Origin of the sequence: Azospirillum oryzae (genome assembly GCF_900177515.1) — a bacterium.
GTDB classification, from domain to species: Bacteria; Pseudomonadota; Alphaproteobacteria; order Azospirillales; family Azospirillaceae; genus Azospirillum; species Azospirillum oryzae_A.
Map to the genome: position 1 here is coordinate 1,653,235 of NZ_FXAK01000007.1, position 16,598 is coordinate 1,669,832.

General features: G+C 67.4%; 15 protein-coding genes. 8 read left to right on the forward strand and 7 right to left on the reverse strand.

All coding sequences use genetic code 11. The features are described 5' to 3' along the window. Positions 1 to 13: 13 nt before the first annotated feature. Both B9N97_RS20285 and B9N97_RS20290 read right to left on the reverse strand, forming a co-directional pair. On the reverse strand, positions 14 to 1,909 hold the full coding sequence (locus B9N97_RS20285; protein ID WP_085089553.1) for a potassium/proton antiporter: 1,896 nt from the start codon (positions 1,907 to 1,909) through the stop codon (positions 14 to 16). Between the two features lie 119 nt (positions 1,910 to 2,028). Further along, entirely contained in the window at positions 2,029 to 2,535 is a 507-nt protein-coding gene (locus B9N97_RS20290) for an RT0821/Lpp0805 family surface protein (protein WP_085089554.1), read from the reverse strand. Positions 2,536 to 2,698: 163 nt separating this feature from the next. On the opposite strand from B9N97_RS20290, the gene B9N97_RS20295 reads away from it, so the two are divergent. After that, a complete protein-coding gene (locus B9N97_RS20295; protein WP_085089555.1) occupies positions 2,699 to 2,881 on the forward strand; it encodes a hypothetical protein in 183 nt (60 codons plus the stop codon). Positions 2,882 to 2,889: 8 nt separating this feature from the next. Here the strand turns inward: B9N97_RS20295 and B9N97_RS20300 are convergent, their stop codons facing one another. Next, positions 2,890 to 3,897 (reverse strand): patatin-like phospholipase family protein, encoded by a 1,008-nt coding sequence (locus B9N97_RS20300; protein ID WP_085089556.1) that lies wholly within the window; start codon positions 3,895 to 3,897, stop codon positions 2,890 to 2,892. Positions 3,898 to 4,072: 175 nt separating this feature from the next. Here B9N97_RS20300 and B9N97_RS20305 point away from each other — a divergent pair, with 175 nt between their 5' ends. Next, complete coding sequence (locus B9N97_RS20305; protein WP_085089557.1) at positions 4,073 to 5,860, forward strand: ABC transporter ATP-binding protein; 1,788 nt, start codon at positions 4,073 to 4,075, stop codon at positions 5,858 to 5,860. Between the two features lie 161 nt (positions 5,861 to 6,021). Here B9N97_RS20305 and B9N97_RS20310 read toward each other — a convergent pair whose 3' ends face one another. From B9N97_RS20310 to B9N97_RS20320, 3 genes are all read right to left on the reverse strand, one after another. Further along, on the reverse strand, positions 6,022 to 7,077 hold the full coding sequence (locus tag B9N97_RS20310; RefSeq protein ID WP_085089558.1) for an ABC transporter ATP-binding protein: 1,056 nt from the start codon (positions 7,075 to 7,077) through the stop codon (positions 6,022 to 6,024). Position 7,078: 1 nt separating this feature from the next. Further along, complete coding sequence (locus B9N97_RS20315) at positions 7,079 to 8,101, reverse strand: Fe(3+) ABC transporter substrate-binding protein (RefSeq protein WP_085089559.1); 1,023 nt, start codon at positions 8,099 to 8,101, stop codon at positions 7,079 to 7,081. Positions 8,102 to 8,198: 97 nt separating this feature from the next. After that, complete coding sequence (locus B9N97_RS20320; protein WP_244560810.1) at positions 8,199 to 10,301, reverse strand: putative bifunctional diguanylate cyclase/phosphodiesterase; 2,103 nt, start codon at positions 10,299 to 10,301, stop codon at positions 8,199 to 8,201. A gap of 623 nt (positions 10,302 to 10,924) precedes the next feature. Between B9N97_RS20320 and B9N97_RS20325 the strand changes: the two genes are divergently transcribed. Then, on the forward strand, positions 10,925 to 11,173 hold the full coding sequence (locus B9N97_RS20325; RefSeq protein WP_085089561.1) for a hypothetical protein: 249 nt from the start codon (positions 10,925 to 10,927) through the stop codon (positions 11,171 to 11,173). Here B9N97_RS20325 and B9N97_RS20330 read toward each other — a convergent pair. After that, positions 11,145 to 11,486 (reverse strand): YnfA family protein, encoded by a 342-nt coding sequence (locus B9N97_RS20330; protein ID WP_085089562.1) that lies wholly within the window; start codon positions 11,484 to 11,486, stop codon positions 11,145 to 11,147. The genes B9N97_RS20325 and B9N97_RS20330 overlap by 29 nt on opposite strands. A 187-nt stretch (positions 11,487 to 11,673) precedes the next feature. On the opposite strand from B9N97_RS20330, the gene B9N97_RS20335 reads away from it, so the two are divergent. The 5 genes from B9N97_RS20335 (at position 11,674) to trpE (ending at position 16,198) form a co-directional block, all read left to right on the forward strand. Next, on the forward strand, positions 11,674 to 11,889 hold the full coding sequence (locus tag B9N97_RS20335) for a hypothetical protein (protein ID WP_085089563.1): 216 nt from the start codon (positions 11,674 to 11,676) through the stop codon (positions 11,887 to 11,889). 35 nt (positions 11,890 to 11,924) lie between these two features. Further along, on the forward strand, positions 11,925 to 12,251 hold the full coding sequence (locus B9N97_RS20340; protein ID WP_085089564.1) for a hypothetical protein: 327 nt from the start codon (positions 11,925 to 11,927) through the stop codon (positions 12,249 to 12,251). Between the two features lie 111 nt (positions 12,252 to 12,362). Beyond that, positions 12,363 to 12,542 (forward strand): CsbD family protein, encoded by a 180-nt coding sequence (locus B9N97_RS20345; protein ID WP_085089565.1) that lies wholly within the window; start codon positions 12,363 to 12,365, stop codon positions 12,540 to 12,542. Between the two features lie 221 nt (positions 12,543 to 12,763). Then, on the forward strand, positions 12,764 to 14,644 hold the full coding sequence (locus tag B9N97_RS20350; protein WP_085089566.1) for a peptidylprolyl isomerase: 1,881 nt from the start codon (positions 12,764 to 12,766) through the stop codon (positions 14,642 to 14,644). Between the two features lie 42 nt (positions 14,645 to 14,686). Further along, entirely contained in the window at positions 14,687 to 16,198 is a 1,512-nt protein-coding gene (trpE, locus tag B9N97_RS20355; protein WP_085089567.1) for an anthranilate synthase component I, read from the forward strand. Positions 16,199 to 16,598 lie beyond the last annotated feature (400 nt).

The window sequence follows — 16,598 nt, forward strand, 5'->3', positions numbered from 1 at the left end:
CCGGGGATCACGTTCAGGCGGCGTCGTTCCGGCTTTCCACCCGTTCCTCGTGGTTCGGTTCAGGCAGTGGCAGCGCCTCCTGCCGGCGTGCCCGAAGCTTCTCGCGCTCCTTCCAGCGCCGGAAGGAGTGCTTGATCCACCAGCCGCGCAGCCGCCCGCCGACATCGGCGATCCGCTGATAGAGCGGCCGGCGCCGGCTGGTTACGCGGGCCGGCTCCAGCGCCATGCCGACGGAGGTGATGGTGTCGTCCTCCATGTCGCGCACGATCAGTTCGACCCCGCCCATGCGCACCCGGTCGCCAAGTTCGCAGGAGCCGCCGAACTCGTTGCGCAGCAGGTCCCTCAAGGTCAAACGGGCGTTCGGCAGCGACAGCGGCAGCCCGTACATCTCGGCGATCTGCTCCACCGTCGCGTCGGGGCTCAACACCAGATCGCCGTAGAACTCCCGGTCATTCTGGTCGAGCGCCCGGCTGCCGCCATAGAGCCTGTCGATCAGCGGCAGCCGGTGCTGTGGCGTGAACAGATAGACATGGTCGCCGGGCTGCAGCGGCTTCGCCTTGTGCAGCGGCACCACCGCGCCCGACCGGATGACCAGCGACGGCTTGGCCCAGCGCGGCATGCGCTGCCCACGGGCCGCCGGGCTCTTGGCATGGACGGTATAGGCCACCAGCTCCTGATCGGCATTGCCGGGAAGCTCAAGCTCCACACGCTCCACCGGGCCGCGGCGCGGCGGGACGATCAGCTCCAGCGCCCGCGCCATCGTGCCGATGGTCCAGCCCTGCACCAGCAGCGAGACGACCACGACGACGAAGGCGGTGTTGAAGATCAGCTGGCCGTTCTCCAGCCCGCCCAGCACCGGCACCAGCGCCAGCAGGAGCGATACCGCCCCGCGCAGGCCGACCCAGGCGATGAAGCTGGTTTCCCGAACCGAGAATCGGAAGGGCAGCAGGCACATCCACACCGCGGCCGGACGGGCGACCAGGATCAGCACCGCCGCCACCCCCAGCGCCGGCAGGATCATGCCGGCGAACTCCCGTGGCGTGGCGAGCAGCCCCAGCATCACGAACATGACGATCTGGCTGAGCCAGGTCAGCCCGGAATGGAAGCGCCGCAGGTCCAGCGCCCCGCGCAGTCTGACATTGCCGGCATAGAGCCCGGCGGCATAGACGGCCAGATAGCCGCTGCCGCCCAGCACGTTGGTGACTGCGAAGATGAACAGGGCGAAGGTCAGCGTCACCACCGGGTTCAGCCCGGATTCGAAATTCGCCTTGTTGATAAAGGCGACCAGCAGCCAGCCGCCGGCCAGTCCCATCACCCCGCCCAGGGCGAACGCAAGAACCAGCTCGCCAACGATGGCGACGGGCGAGGCCAGACCGTGGGTCGCCGCCTCCACCAGCAGGATGGTCAGCATGATGGCGACCGGATCGTTGCTGCCCGATTCGATTTCAAGCGTGGAGCGGACGCGGTCGCGGAGCGTGATGCCGCCGACGCGCAGCAGGAAGAACACCGCCGCAGCGTCGGTGGAACTGCAGGCCGCCCCCACCAGCAGCGCCTCGGTCCACTCCAGACCCAGCAGCCAATGGGCGGCGACGCCCACCACTCCGGTCGTCACCGCCACGCCGATGGTTGCCAGCGTCATCGCCGGCCAGGCCGCGGCCTTGTAGCTGGCGAGCTTGGTGTCGAACCCGCTCTCGAAAAGGATCACCGCCAGCGCCATCGACCCGATCAGGAAGGCGGAACCGGCATCGTTGAAAGCGATCTGGCCGATCCCATCCTCGCCGGCCAGCAGGCCGATGCCGAGGAAGATCAGCAGCAACGGCGCACCGACCCGCAAAGCGAGGTAGCTGGTCAGCACGCTGACGATCAGCAGGGTGGATCCGATGAGGATGATGTAGCTGACCGCCTCCATATGCCCCGCACGCCGTTCGCATCAGGCCGCCATCCGGCGGAACTCCTTGATTTTGACGGCAACCTTCCACATCCGCAAGGCGTAGGACCTGAAGGCGGTCATTCGGATAGGCTGTACGCTTACGACATCAGCCTCCAGCTTCCGTCAGGCTGGCGGCAGGCGGTGCCGCGCGCGACCTCGGTCTTGCCGTCGATCACGACCGTATGGTTGTAGTCGCGGCAGGTCTGACCGTTGCTGCCCTGATAGGTCTTCACCGGCTGAATGGTGCCGCGGTTGCCGGATTCCGGGTTGTTCCAGGTGATGGTCTGGTTGTTGGCGACCGCCCGCTCCTCCGCGTCCGACGCGCGGTTCTGGTCGGCCGCGGTGAAGTGCCTGGCCAGCTGCTGGCCGGCATAGGCGCCCACCAGCGTGCCGATTGCGGTGGTCGCCAGCTTGCCGGCCCCGCCGCCGAAGCGGGAGCCCAGCAACCCGCCGGCCACGGCGCCGCCCAGCGTGCCGACGGTCTCCGACGTGTTCATGCCGCCGATGCCGCCCATTCCGCCATTGGGGTTCTGGCAGGCGGCCAGCGACAGGGCCGCGGTGGCGGCCAGGGCGGTTGTGCGCAAATGTTTGGTGATGGACCGCATGGTCGTTCCCCCGTTTTAAACGTTGCATGGTTAAAGTCCGGACAACGCTTGAAGGGGGAAGAGGTTCCATCCGGAAGTATCAGAACGAAAGATCAGGGGACGATGGAAGCAAAATGCATCGTCGCGTGTTTAGACACCGAACAGTCAACACGAGGAGGGTTGCATGATGTCCCGTTTGCGTCTGATCGGTGCGGTGTTCGCGCTTCTTTCCGTCACTGCCTGCTCGACTGGCGGCGTGGTCGGCGGTGCGGCCGGTGCGGCCGGCGGTTACGCGGTGGACGGCACCCGCGGCGCCGTGATCGGCGGCCTGGGCGGTGCGGCGCTGGGCACCGCAATCGACCACTAAGAAGCCTGTCAGTCCCGCCCCTGCCCGCGCATCGATTCGCGCGGGCCGGTGGCGAAGACGGCAAGCGCGTCGTGCAGATCGGGCAGGACGCGCTCCACCGCCGCCTCACCCTCGCGGATGCAGTCGTCGGCACGGTCGAACTCGGTCAGACCGATATGGCCAAGCCGCGGCACGATGTGGACGTCCGGCGGGTCGCCGGCCAGCCGCGACCGGGTGATGCGGTCGGTGACGATGCCCAGCGACGAGACCATCACGCCGAACAGGCTCGGCCCCTCATAGTCGCGGCGGAAGATGCGGCGGGTCAGGGCGCCGATCCCGCTGAATGGCCGCTGGCCCGGCGTCTCGTCCTCCACCAGCTTCAGCAGGTCGAAACCGGCGGCGGTCGGTACGCTGGCGCCCGGCTTTCGCGCCTTGCCCAGGATGTCGCCGGACAGGTTGACGGCGATCACCATCTGCGCGCCCAACGCCCGGCAGGCCGACACCGGCACCGGGTTGACCAGGGCGCCGTCGATCATCCAGCGCCCGTCGATGGACACCGGCGGGAACACCCCCGGCAGCGAGAAGGACGCCCGCATGGCGTCGACAAGCTCGCCCCGCTGCAGCCAAACCTCATGGCCGGTCACCAGATCGGTGGTGACGGCGGCATAGGGGCAAGGCAGTTCCTCGATCCGCACGTCGCCGAGATGCAGGCGCAGTTCCGCCAGCAGCCGGTCGCCGCCGATCAGCCCGCCGCCCTGGCGCAGCCGCAAATCCAGATAGCCGACGATCTTCATCCGGGTCAGCGTGCGCACCCACTCTTCCAGCGTGTCGAGCTTTCCCGCCAGATGGACGCCGCCGACCAGCGCCCCGACCGACGAGCCGCAGACGATGTCGGCCTCGATCCCATAGCGCTTCAGCGCCCGCAGCACCCCGATATGCGCCCAGCCGCGCGCCACCCCGCCGCCCAGCGCGAGGCCGATGCGCGGGCGCCGCGCACCGTTGCTAAGTCCGCCGTTGAGGCCAAATCCGTTCGGCATGGGCACTCCTCTTCCCCTGGCGGCACCGGTGTTTGCGGCGCCGATCATCAGCAGGCTCGCACGAAACCGGTAAAGGAAGCCTGTAACCAGAGCGGGCGGCATCGCGTCGACCGGTGGACAAAGCCGAAGCCCATGGGCTAAGCCATCCCCAACGCACAAGAGATCGGATGCGACCGTGACGAACAAGAGCGGCAAGCCCCTGCGCCTGGATGCGGCGACCGAACGGCTGGCGGCCCGGATGTGGCGCGAGTGGGTACGTCCCTATCGCGGCAAGCTGCTGCTGTGCTTCGTGCTGATGGCGGTCGTGGCGGCGGCCACCGGCGCCTATCCGCTGCTGATCGACCGCTCCTATGCCATGTTCTCCGCCCAGGACCGCGGCATGCTGCTGGCGATCCCGCTGGCGATCATCGCGGTGACGGTCATCAAGGGCGTGTCGCTCTATTCCCAGACCGTGGTGACCAGCGACATCGTCCAGCGCGTCATCGCCGACGTCCGGCTGGCGATGTTCACGCATCTGCAGACTGCCGACATGGCGCAGTTGCACGCCACCCCGACCGGGGCACTGACCTCCCGCTTCATCAACGATGTCGACCTGATCCGCAATGCGCTGACCCGCACGCTGACCGGGCTGGTGCGCGACATCCTGACGGTGATCGCGCTGGTCGGGTCGATGTTCTATCTGGACTGGCTGCTGTCGCTGATCGTCTTCATCATCTATCCCATCGCCGCCGTGCCCATCGTGCGCATCGGCAAGCGCCTGCGCCGCGTCTCCCGCGACACCCAGGCGCAGATGGGCGACATGACCTCGCTGCTGACCGAAAGCCTGTCGGGCGCGCGTATGGTCAAGACCTACAATCTGGAGGACTATGAGCGCGCCCGCGCCGGCCGCGCCTTCCATGAGAACTACCAACTGACCATGAAGGCGGTGCGCGCCCGCTCACGCATCGATCCGATGATGGAGGTGCTGGGCGGCGTCGCAGTGGCGGGGGTGATCGCCTTCGCCGGTTACCGCATGACGCTGGGCGAGGGCTCGGTCGGCGCCTTTTCCGGCTTCGTCGGCGCGCTGCTGATGGCGGCCCAGCCGGTGCGGGCCATCGGCACGCTGAACGCCGCCCTGCAGGAGGGCATGGCCGCCGCACAGCGCATCTTCGAACTGCTGGACCAGCAGCCGACCATCGTCGAGCAGCCGGGCGCCAAGCCGCTGTCGGTTTCCAAGGGTGCGGTGGCGCTCCGCGGCGTCCGCTTCTGCTACGAGGCCGGGGCCGACACGCTGAAGGGCATCGACCTCGACGTGCCGGCCGGCAGCACGGTGGCGCTGGTCGGGCGCAGCGGCGCCGGCAAATCGACGGTGTTCAACCTGATCCCGCGCCTCTACGACGTGACCGGGGGCGAGGTGCTGATCGACGGCCAGGACGTGCGCGGCGCCACCCTGCGCAGCCTGCGCGGCGCGGTCTCCATCGTCAGCCAGGACACGGTTCTGTTCAACGACACGGTGCGGGCGAACATCTGCTTCGGCCGCCTCGACGCCGGGATGGACGACGTGATCTCCGCCGCCAAGGCTGCCGCCGCGCATGACTTCATCTCGAAGCTGCCGGAAGGCTACGACACGGTGATCGGCGACCGCGGCGTCAAGCTGTCGGGCGGCGAACGCCAGCGTCTGGCGCTGGCCCGCGCCTTCCTGAAGGATGCGCCGATCCTGCTGCTGGACGAAGCGACCAGCGCACTCGACAGTGAATCGGAGCGTCTGGTGCAGGCGGCGCTGGAACGGCTGACGGAGGGGCGCACCACGCTGGTGATCGCCCATCGTCTGGCGACCGTGCGCAACGCCGACCGCATCGTGGTGATGGAAGGCGGTCGCATCATCGAGCAGGGGACGCACGACGCGCTGCTGGCCGCCGACGGCGCCTATGCGCGGCTGTGCCGGCTGCAGTTCGGCGAGGATGAGGTGCGGGCGGGGGCGTGACGTTCCGCACCGATCGCCTCCTCCCCACCCCTCCCCCGCCCTTGGCGGTGGAGGGGGTGGGAAGCTTGTCGGCGTAACTTGATCGCGATGCGGCGGCAGTCCCCGCTCCCACCGAAGGTGGGGGAGCGTTAGGGAGGGGGCATCCGTCTCGATAACTCCCCTTACCCCGCCGGGAACACCATCACCCGCTCGGCCAGCATCGCGGCGGACAACTCCTCGCCGGCGCGCACGTCGACATGTCCCGGCAGGCGCGCATGGATTTCCGACCCGCCCAAATCCAGGCAAACCCGCGTCGCCGGTCCCAGGAAGCTGGAATGCCGCACCCGCACCGGAACGGCGTCCGGCCGGGCACCCAGCGGCACCAGTTCCAGATCCTCCACCCGACAGGCGACCTCGACCTTGGTCCCGCCGGGTAGGCCGGGCGCCATCACCCGGCCGAGCGGCGTGACGATCTGCCCGTCACGCACCGTCGCCTGGAAGCGATTCACCTCGCCGAACAGGCGGGCGACGAAGCTGTTGGCCGGGCGCTGGTAAAGGTTCACCGGCGTGTCGGCCTGGACGATGTGCCCAGCCTCCATCACCACCACGCGGTTGCCCATCTCCATCGCCTCTTCAGGGTCATGGGTAACGACGATGGTGGCGATGCCGCTGGCGCGGATGATCCGCACCACCTCTTCCCGCACCGAACGGCGGAGCTGCTCATCCAGCGCGGAGAACGGTTCGTCCAGAAGCAGGACCTTGGGGTCGCGCGCCATGGCGCGGGCCAGCGCCACCCGCTGCTGCTGGCCGCCCGACAGGGTGTGCGGGTAGGCGTCGGCATAGCGGGTCAGCGCCATGGTCTCCAGCAACTCCTCCACCCGGCGCTTGCGTTCGGCGCGCGGGCGGTCGGTCTGGCCGAAGGCGATGTTGCCCGCCACCGTCAGGTGCGGGAACAGCGCGAAATCCTGGAACATCATGCCGACCGGCCGCTTTTCCGGCGGCAGCGATCGGCCCGCGGTGGCGAGCTGCTGCCCCTCCACCGCGATCTCGCCCTTCTGGACCGACTCAAGTCCGCTGATCAGGCGCAGCAGAGTCGACTTGCCGCAGCCGGACGGGCCGACGATGCACACCACCTCGCGCGGGGCGACCGACAGCGAGACATCGTCGACCGCGGTCAGTTGCCCGTAGCGGTGGGTGATGCCGGAGAGGATGACGGAAGGGGCGAGAGTGTCGGTCATCTTACTTCCAGCCGGCACGGTCCATGATGCGCAGCGCCTGCGGCGTGTGGGCGGCGAAGGAGGCGGCATTCACCTCGGCCGCCTTGAAGCTGCCGAGCTTCACCAGCTCCGGATGCGGCTGGACCGCCGGGTTGACCGGGTATTCCATGTTGCCGTCGGCGAACTGGCGCTGCGCCTCCGGGCTCAGCAGATATTCCAGCAGCTTGCGGGCGTTCTCCTGGTTCTTGGAGGTCTTCACCACGCCGGCGCCGCTGAGGTTCACATGGGTGCCGCGGTTGCCCTGATTCGGGAAGATGACTCCGACCTTCGCCGCGACCTCACGGTCCTCCTGCTTGGCCGAGGTGATCATCTTGCCGACATAATAGGTGTTGGCGATGGCGACGTCGCCCTCGCCCACCGCGACCGCGCGGATCTGGTCGGTATCGCCGCCCTGCGGCGGGCGGGCGAGGTTGGCGACGAGGCCCTTGACCCATTCCTCCGTCTTCTCCTCGCCCAGCGCTTCGATCATCGACGCGGTCAGGGCCAGGCTGTAGGGATGGGTGCCGCTGCGGGTCAGGACGCGGTGCTTCCATTCCGGCTTGGCGAGATCCTCGTAATCCTTGATCTGCTCCGGCTTCACCCGGTCGCGGGCGTAGACGATGATGCGGGCGCGGCTGGACAGGCCCCACCAGGCCCCACCCGGGTCGCGCAGGTTGGCCGGAACCTTGACCGCTTCCAGCTCCGGCGAGGTGACCGGGGCGAGCAGCCCTTCCTTGGCCGCCGCGGCCAGACGGCCGGCATCGACGGTGATGAACAGGTCGGCCGGGCTGCTGGCGCCCTCCGACTTCATGCGCTGGATCAGTTCATCATGGTTGCCTTCGATGATGTTGACCTTGATACCGGTCGACTTCGTGAAGGTTTCATAGATCGCGCGATCGGTGTTGTAATGACGCGAGTTGTAGACATTGACTTCCTGCGCCTGAACCGAAAAGGCGGTCAAGGCACCGACGGCAAAAGCGACACCAGCGATCTTGTCGATGAACATCCATCACTCCCGGACTGCGAATGGCTCTCAATTCCGTGCGAATGGATATCAGTTGCAGCTGACGCTGTCGAGACAGGATTCACCCCAAGGAGGGGGATCAGGCGATTGCGGGTGCGGCTTGTGAGCGCACCATGTCGGCCAGCGCCTCGGGCGGCATCGGACGGCCGAACAGATAGCCCTGCATCATGTCGCAGCCGACCGACACCAGGAAATCGCGCTGCTCCGCCGTCTCCACCCCTTCCGCCACCGTCGTCAGGCCCAGGCCGTGCGCCATGCCGACCGCGGCGCGGACCAGTGCGTTGCTCTTGGGATTCTCCGGCACATCGATGACGAAGGCGCGGTCGATCTTCAGCTTCGCCACTGGCAACTGCTGCACATAGCTGAGGGAGGAATAGCCGGAGCCGAAATCGTCGATGGCCGCCTGGATGCCCAGATCGGCCAGTTCGCCCAGCGTCCGCACCGCCACCTTCAGGTCGCGCACCGCCGCCTGTTCGGTGATCTCCAGCCCCAGATGGCTGCGCAGCGACGGATGCCCGCCCAGCAGTTCCTCCAGCCGGAGGGTCAGGTTGCCGCGCAGGAACTGCTGGCCGGAGATGTTGAGGAAGACGCGGTCGGGCAGCACGCCCTCCGCCTCCCAGACCGCCATCTGGGCGACGGCGGTGGACAGTACCCAGTCGGTGATCGGCACGATCAGGCCGCTTTCCTCCGCGACCGGAATGAACTCTCCGGGCGAGACCGGCCCCAGGGCATGATGCTCCCAGCGCAGCAGCGCTTCCGCCGACCGGACCCGGCCGGCTTTGTCGACGATGGGCTGATAGACGAGGCGAAGTTCGTTGCGCTCGATGGCGTGGGTCAGATGCATGGTCAGCAGCATCCGCCGGGTCGCCGCCGCCGCCATTTCCGGCGTGTAGAAGCAGACGGCGTTGCCGCCATTGTGCTGCACCGCCTGCAGGGCCAGCTTGGCCTTGGCGTTCAAATCCTCCAGCGTGCTGACCGAATCGTCCTGCACCGCGGCGCCGACCGACAGCCGCAGCCGCACCCAATGGCGGTCGGCGTAAATCGACGCGGTCAGCCGGTCGTGCAGCACGCCGGCCAGCGTGCGCGCATGGTCGGCGTCGGTCACCCGTGACAGCGCGGCGAATTCGTCGGCGGCGATGCGGCAGATGATGGTGTTGGGCGGCAGCACCTCCGTCACCCGGCTGACCATCGCCTTCAGCGCGGCATCGCCGACATGGAAGCCGAAGGCCTCGTTCACGTCGCTGAACTGGTCGACGTCGAGCGAGAACAGCGCGAACTGGCTTCCGGCCGATGCCGTCCCCGCCTCTTCGGCGCAGCTGCCGGCGAACAGCGCCTCGCATTCCTCAAGGAAGGCGGTGCGGGTCAGGACCCCGGTCAGCGGATCGTGCCGCGCGAGGTAGGAGGCGCGCTGTTCCGCCGCGAGGCGTTCGGAGATGTCGCGGATGATGCCGACGAAGGTCACATCCTCGCCCAGCCGTGCCTGACCGACGCTGAGATGGATCGGGAACACCGTGCCGTCCTTGCGCTGGCCCAGCGTTTCGCGGCCGATGCCGATGATCTTGGGCCGGTCGGTCCGCATGTAGGTATCGACGTAGCGGCCGTGGTCGCGCGAGAAGGGCGGCGGCATCAGGATCGACATGTTCCGTCCGACCAGTTCGCCATCCTCATAGCCGAACAGGCGGCAGCAGGCGCGATTGATGGAGCGGATGATGCCGGTGCGGTCGGAGACGATGATGCCGTCCACCGCCGCGTCCAGCAGGGTGGCGATGAAGGAATCCCGGCAGGTCACGAACTGCGCGATGCGGTCGGGGTCGCCGGTCAGGTGAAAGGTGCCGAGATAGCCGACCGTCACCCCGGCGGCATCGCGATGGACGATCACGCTGCCGCTGAGGATCGAGCGCCGGCCGTCGCAACCGACCGTCGGGCAATCGACCGGCGCGGAGGTCTGCACCGGCGATCCGCCCAGCGCCGCGACGGCAGCGGCCAGCGCCGCAGTCACGGGATGCTCGATGCCCGCCAGTTCGCGGCCGATCAGGTCCGCCGGCGAACGGTCCAGGACCGCCGCGAAATGCCGATCGGCGTGGCGGCACAGGCCGTCGCGGTCCAGATAGACCAGCGCCATCCCGCCGTCGTCCAGCAGGCTGGTGGCCAAAGAGGCCAGAAAGGCAGGATCGCGCGGCATCGCGGCGGCGTGATCCCCGCTGGAACCGCTGCACTCGGAACCGTTCATCTGATCCGCCGGTTGTAGGTCCACGAAACGATCCGCTTTTCTCTGTCCTGCCGCAAAGGCCGGCCTGATGATGCACCGACGGACGCCCGGCGGCTGAATTGGATACCCGACGGAGGTATTATGACCCCGTCCGGCTTGATTTCCAACGCCAAGCATTCCCGCAAATGCCAAGCATTTGCGCAATTCGTTGCCCGTGATGCATTCGCACTCTAACGGTTAGAGTCCGATACATGATTGACATGGTTCAATGCGCGGCACGGTTCAGGGAATAAACGGCCGCGCCCGGCAGCACAACCACAGCTTTTGCGCGTGTGGTCTGCGACATTTCGGTGGCATCCGCAGCAGTGGTCTGGACCTGCGGCGGTATCGGCCCCAGGATTCTCTCCACACATTCCCCGCACGGGAAGCAATTCGCCTCACAGCCCGCGATGGAGGAATAAACCGGACGTCCCAGGCGTTTGTCCGACAATGGCCGCAGCCACAGGCGTGAACCTCCAGCCTCACGCCGGGTGCTGCCGTCGCTTCGGGTCCGCCAACGGTCCGCAGTACAAGAAAACGATTGGGAGCATACAGACATGACCAACGCATTCAGCCAGATCAGCCACACCGACGGCCGTGCATACTACCAGGGCACCCCGCTGTCCCTGGCCGATGCGCAGATCATGCTCAACGACGACATCCTCCGCCGGGCCGTGCGCGTCGGCGCCTATCTGCGGGTGGACGACGCCGGCCGCCTTGTTCTGGTGAACGGCCCCGCCCTGCGGCGCTCGGTCAACCGGCCGGTTCCGCCGACCTTCAACTCCCGCGGGGGCCGGCAAGAATAAGCGCCGCCCCGGCCAGACAGACCAGTGCGCCGGCCGCGTCCCAGCGGTCCGGCCGCGCGCCCTCGACCAGCCAGAGCCACAGCAGAGACGCCGCGATGTAGACGCCGCCATAGGCGGCATAGGCGCGTCCGGCGAAGTCGGCGTCGGCCCGCGTCAGCAGCCACGCGAACAGGCACAGGCTCGCTAATCCCGGCAACGCCCACCATGCGCTCCGGCCCAGTCGTATCCAGGCCCAGAAGGCGAAGCAGCCGGCGATCTCCGCCAATGCGGCCGTACCATAGACGGCCAGCGTCGTCCCCAGCGCCTGCGCCATCCCGCCTCCGTTTCTTCCTCGTCATCGACCGGGCCGATGCTGCCCATCGCCGATTGCCGCGTCAATGCGTTGCGCGCCGGTGAATGGCGCCACAGCTCGTTTCAATTTGCTGCCGCTATATTACAGCGCATTCATGGACTTCATCAGGGGTGCGGCATAGATTGGCTCGGAACGGAGGCATACGGCGATGTTCATAGACGCGACCAATCCTATGCGGGACGCCTTTGAAACGATCCAAGCCACCGACGTGATCTCGGATGCGAAGAAGCTCGTCCTGTTTCAGGGGTTGGAGGCGTTGCGCCGCCAGCATTGCCCGGAGCCGGCCCAGGCAGCCCGATGCTGCGAGGCGTGCCTGACCCGGCACCGCTGCCTGACGGCGGTTCTCGACCTGCTTGGTTCCTGAACATCAGCCCCCACGATCGGATTGGACGCGACAGGGTGAGGCTTACGCTCGACGACGAAGCGACGCTGTGTTCCGTCGAGATCCTGGCGGAGGCGGTGGAGATGGCCTTCGTTCCCGGCATCCTCGAACTGCGCACCCTGCGCGATGCCCTGAATGAGGCCCTGCGCACCCGCTCTCCGGCGGCGGTGAGGCTGGCCTACAGTGCCTTCAGCCGCGTCGACCGCGATTTCCGTGACACGATCGCCCACCACGCCCTGCAACTGGCGGCACTGCGCCGGCACAGCGCTGGTCCGATGCGCATCGGCGGCGGCACCCCGCCGCACCGGGCAGGCCGCGGCATCGACGAACCGCGCCGGGCCTGATGCACGACGCCTCCGGCCGGGCCGACTTGTCTTTCGTGTAATATTTTTAATGGACCCTTTCCCCTTCCGTCCTGTTGTTCCGGCATAATCAACACGCAAGAGGTTGCCACCATGGACAAGGACCGGATCGAGGGCGCCGCCCGCTCAATCAAGGGCTCGATCAAGGAAGCGGCCGGCAAGCTGACCGGCGACACCAAGACCGAGGCCGAGGGCCGCGGCGAAAAGGCCGCCGGCAAGGTTCAGAACAGCATCGGCGGCGCCAAGGATGCCGCACGCGACGCGCTGAAGTAATCCCGGCGCCCGCCGAGGGCTCCGCGATGGTATGAGTGTCCGACGCCCCGGCCCCCACGTTCCCCGTGAGGCCGGGGTGTTCGTTTGCAGATCCCCTTTGGCGAGAGCAGCGACATCGGAGGCGGGCTGCGTGGAAATGGGCTGTTGCCGCCCCACCCTCCCCTATCTATGATGCGCCGCCCCGGCCGGATGGCCGAACGACGCGCTTAGATTCGGGTCCCATGCTCCAGTTCATCCGCAATTTCGCCGGCTCCTGGGTCGTCAAGATCCTGTTCGTGCTGTTGATCCTCAGCTTCGGCGTCTGGGGGATCGGCGACGTGTTCCGCTCCACCACCCCCACCACCGTCGCCGAAGTCGGCAAGGTGGAGATCGGGCAGCAGGCGCTGGACCAGGAATTCCGCCGCCAGATGGAAAGGCTGCGCCCGATGCTGGGCGGCAACCTGACCGCCGAGCAGGCCAAGCGCTTCGGCCTTCTGGAGCAGTCGCTGCAGTCGCTGATCCAGCGCACGCTGTTCGACCTCGCGGCTTCCGACATGGGCGTCGCCGTCGGACCGGAGGTGGTGCGCATGCGCATCGCCGAAGAACCGGCCTTCCGCAACCAGCAGGGCCAGTTCGATCCCAACGTCTTCCGGTCGGTGCTGCGCAACAACCAGCTGACCGAAGACGCCTATGTCGCGATGATCCAGCGCGAGACGGCGCGCCAGCTGGTCGCCGGCGCGGTGTCCGCCGGCCTGACCCCGCCGCAGCCGCTGGTGCAGGACCTCTACCGTTATCGCGGCGAGAAGCGCGTGGCGGAGGTGGTGACCCTGCCCAACGCCTCTATCGGCGACGTCGGCGTGCCGGACGATGCGACGATCAAGCAGGCGTACGAGGACCATCAGGTCCGCTTCACCGCCCCGGAGTACCGCGCCCTGACGGTCGCCCGCCTGTCGCCCGACGCGCTGGCCAAGGACATCAAGATCGACGACGCCCAGCTGCGCAAGGCGTATGAGGAGCGTGCGAACGAGTTCGGCGCCCCGGAAAAGCGCACAGTGCAGATGGTGGTCGTCGACGACGAGGCGAAGGCCAAGCAGATCGCCGAGGCCGCGAAGGCCAAGGGCCTCGCCGATGCCGCCAAGGACGCGGGCGTCGAGCCGGTGACCCTGGACAACATCGCCAAGGCCGACCTGCCGGAGATCGGCGACGCCGCCTTCGCGCTGGAGCCCGGCAAGCCCTCCGACCCGATCAAGAGCGCGCTCGGCTGGCATGTCATGGCCGTCACCGGCGTCACCCCGGCCTCGACCAAGAGCTTCGAGGACGTGCGCGGCCAGTTGGAGGCCGAGTTGAAGAAGGAACAGGCGCTCGACTCCGTCTTCTCCATCGCCAACCGGGTCGAGGACCAGCTCGCCAGCGGTGCGCCGTTGGAAGAGGTCGCGCAGGCCCAGGGTCTGGCGCTGACCAAGGTCGCCGCCGTCGACAGCACCGGCAAGGCGCCGGACGGCAAGGATGCTGCCCCCGACCTGTCCGGCCTGAAGGCGCTGCTGCCCAACGCCTTCCAGCTGAAGACCGGCGCCACTTCCAACCTGACCGAAGGCGAAGGCAGCATTTTCACCGCCGTCCGCGTCGACAGCGTGATCCCCGCCGCCGTCCGTCCGCTGGCCGACGTGCGCGATCAGGTCATCGCCGACTGGCAGCAGGAGCAGCGCGCCGAGCGCGCCGCCAAGAAGGCGGAAGAAATCGCCGCCAGCCTGAAGAAGGGCGCCGAGGCTGCGGCGCAGGACGTCGCCACCCAGGCCGGCGCCAGCTTTGCCATGACCGCCCCCTTCACCCGCGATGCCCAGTCGGTCCAGGGCCTGCCGGCCGACATGGTCGCCAAGCTGTTCGCCGCCAAGCCGAACGAGGTCGTCACCGGCAACACCGCCGACGCCCAGGTCGTCGCCCGCCTGAAGGAGGTCATCCCGGCCGATCCGAAGGCCGCCGACGCCGATCTGGCGCCGGTCCGCGCCTCGGTCGAACAGGGGATGGAGAACGATCTGGTGGCTGAGTTCACCAGCGCGTTGCGCGACAAGTATCCGGTCACCATCCACCGCCAGCGCATCGACCAGTTCTTCGCCAGCAACTGAGTCTCCGGCTCAGCCGACAGCAACCCCGAGAGGTTCCGTGCCGTGAAGGTCCAGCCCGATACCACCACCTTCGATGCCGCTTACGCCGCCGGTCGGCCGCAGGTGGTGTGGACCACGCTGGTCAGCGATCTGGAGACACCGGTCTCCGCCTATATGAAGCTGGCGGACGGACGGCCCTTCGGCTTCCTTCTGGAGTCGGCAGAGCGCGGGGCCGGGTCGCGGCGTGACCGCTATTCGGTGATCGGCTTCAAGCCGGACGTGGTGTGGCGGTCCCGCGGCAACCGGGCGGAGATCAATCGCGACGCCCTGCATGACCGCGACGCCTTCCAGCCGCTCGATCAGGCGCCGCTGGAGGCGCTGCGGACGCTGATCAACGAGAGCCGGATTCCGTTGCCGGACGAGCTGCCGCCGATGGCCGCCGGCCTGTTCGGCTACATGACCTACGACATGGTCCGCCTGATGGAGCGGCTGCCGGACAACAATCCGGACGAGCTGAACATCCCGGACGCCATCCTGACCCGGCCCAGCATCGTCGCCATCTTCGACAGCCACACCGATTCGATCACGCTGGTGACGCCGGTGTGGCCGAAGGCCGGCAAGGACGCCGCCACGGCCTACGCCAACGCGCGGGAACGGCTGACCGACGCGCTGGCAGACCTGGAACGCCCCCTGCCCTACCGGCGGGAGCCGCGGACGGAGAATGGACTGCCGCTGGCCTGGACTTCCAACACGACGCGCGAGGAGTATCACGCGATCGTGGAGAAGGCGAAGGAGTACATCCGCGCCGGCGACATCTTCCAGGTCGTGCCGTCCCAGCGCATCCGCTTCCCCTTCAAGCCGTCACCGCTGGCGCTGTACCGCACGCTGCGCCGCCTGAACCCGTCGCCCTTCCTGTTCCACTGCGATTTCGGCGAGCTGACCGTCGTCGGCTCCAGCCCGGAAATCCTGGTGCGCGTGCGCGACGGCAAGGTCACCGTCCGACCAATCGCCGGCACCCGCAAGCGCGGCGCCACCACGGCGGAGGACGAGGCTCTGGCCGCCGATCTGCTGAGCGATCCCAAGGAATTGGCCGAACACCTGATGCTGCTCGACCTTGGCCGCAACGACGTCGGCCGGGTGGCGAAGGTCGGTACGGTCAAGGTGACGGCCAAGATGATCGTGGAGCTTTACAGCCACGTCATGCACATCGTCTCCAACGTCGAGGGTGAGCTGGATCCGAAATTCGACGCGCTCGACGCCCTTGTCGCCGGTTTCCCCGCCGGCACGGTGTCCGGCGCGCCGAAGGTTCGCGCCATGGAGATCATCGACGAGTTGGAGAAGGCCCGCCGCGGCGTCTATGCCGGCTGCGTCGGCTATTTCGGCGCGTCAGGCGCGATGGATACCTGCATCGCCCTGCGCACCGCCGTGCTGAAGGACGGAATGATGTATGTCCAGGCCGGCGGCGGCGTGGTCGCCGACAGCGACCCGGAGGCCGAGTATCAGGAGACCGTCAACAAGTCGATGGCCCTGATCCGCGCCGCCGAAGAAACCCTGCGCACCACCGCGCGGGGATAAGCCCGCCGAAAAGCTCAACGAAAACAGGCCGCCTCATTGACGGCCTTTTTCATGCGATGGAGGTTGTGCGCGAAACGGAGCTCTAGCCATGGCGGAGCTTATCCACAGAAAAGCACACGTCGCAGACCAAGGGGCGCGCACGCATCTGCAACCATGCATCTATAGTGGGACTGTGTGAACGGGGTGGCGGATAGGCCGCCACCGCCGCACACAAACTAGGGAGAGAAGAGGATGGAAAAGATCCTCACACTCCTGATCCTGCTGTTGCAGATCATCAAGGCATGCCTTGATCTTCTGAACCGCTGATCGGATGGGTGCGTCGGGGTAGATCAGACCCCGACGCACCTGTCCCTAAAGATAAGCCATTTCCCGCGCTTGCCAAGAGGCTTCCGCAAGCCCT